Annotated in this window: 1 protein-coding gene; it reads left to right on the top strand. The window is 72.0% G+C overall.

The annotated features are described in order from the left end of the window. On the top strand, window positions 1-1,155 hold a 1,155-nt coding region (locus Q7W29_05010; GenBank protein ID MDO9171175.1), incomplete at its 5' end, for an MFS transporter. Between the last annotated feature and the right edge of the window lie 147 nt (window positions 1,156-1,302).

The following is a 1,302-nucleotide window of genomic DNA, read 5'->3' as shown; positions in this document are numbered from 1 at the left end:
ACGCTCTGCTTCGGGGCGGCGGCCGGCGTCTTCCAGTCCACCTTCAACAACTACCTCAGCGACGTCCACGCCCTGGACGCCGGGGCGCGCGGCTGGATCGAGCTGCCGCGCGAGCTGCCGGGATTTTTGATCATGTTCATCTCGGCTGCGCTGCTGACCTTCATGTGCGAGGCGCGCATGGCCGCCGCCGCGATGATCCTGACCGCGGGCGGCGCGCTGGGCCTCGGGCTGCTCGCGGGCGGCACCCTGCCCCTGGTCGCCTTCCTGATGATCTGGAGCCTCGGCGACCACATCATCTTCGCCGTGGAGGGTCCGCTGGGCCTGACCCTGGCCCGCAGCGGCAACGAGGGGCGCCGCCTCGGCCAGCTGGGAGGCGCCCGCAACCTGGGCACGATCGTGGGCGTGGCCGGCGTCTGGCTCATCGCGCGGCAGGTGGGCGACCGCTACGACCTGTTCTACGGCCTGGCCGCGGTCTGCGCGGCGGCCGCGGGCTGGTTCTACCTGCGGCTGCAGATCGGACGGACCGGGACGCGGTCGCGGCGGCTGGTCTACAAGCGGCGCTACCACCTGTTCTACGCCATCAGCGCCCTGTTCGGGGTGCGCAAGCAGATCTTCCTGGCCTTCGGCGGCTGGGTGCTGGTCAGTCGGCACGGCGTCACGGTCGAGACCATCGCCGTGCTGTACGTGATCGCCGCGGCCCTGGGCATCGTGCTGCGCCCGCTGCTGGGCGACGTCATCGACTGGCTGGGGGAGCGGACCGTGCTCGCGGCCGACGAGCTGCTGCTGCTGGGCGTCTGCCTGGTGTACGCCTTCGCCGGCGACGTGAAGCTGCTGTACGCGGCCTACGTCCTGGACAGCGTGCTGTTCGCCCTGCGCGTGGCGCGCACGACCTACCTCAAGAAGATCGCCGAGGATCCCGCCGACATCACCCCGACCATCGCCCTGGGCATCACCATCGACCACGTGGTGGCCATGAGCCTGCCGATCCTCTCGGGTTGGATCTGGGAGCGCTACGGCTTCCAGTGGGTGTTCCTGCTGGCCGGCGCGATCGCCGTGGCGGGCTTCTTCGTCTGCCTGCGCATCCGCGTGCCCAAGATGCCGTCATCGCCGCCGCCGCCGCCGCCGCCGCCGACCACCGCCGGGGTCGCGCCGTGACGCGCCTGCTGGCCATCGCCGCGGCCGGCGCCCTGGGCGCCGTCGCCCGCTACGGCCTGTCGGGCGTCGCGCAGCGCTGGTTCCCGCCCTCGTTCCCCGGCGGCACGCTGGTGGTCAACACGCTGGGCTGCTTCCTCGCCGGCCTGT

This window comes from bacterium, from assembly GCA_030654305.1.
Classification (GTDB): Bacteria; Krumholzibacteriota; Krumholzibacteriia; order LZORAL124-64-63; family LZORAL124-64-63; genus PNOJ01.
This window is presented reverse-complemented; position numbering and strand designations above follow the sequence as displayed.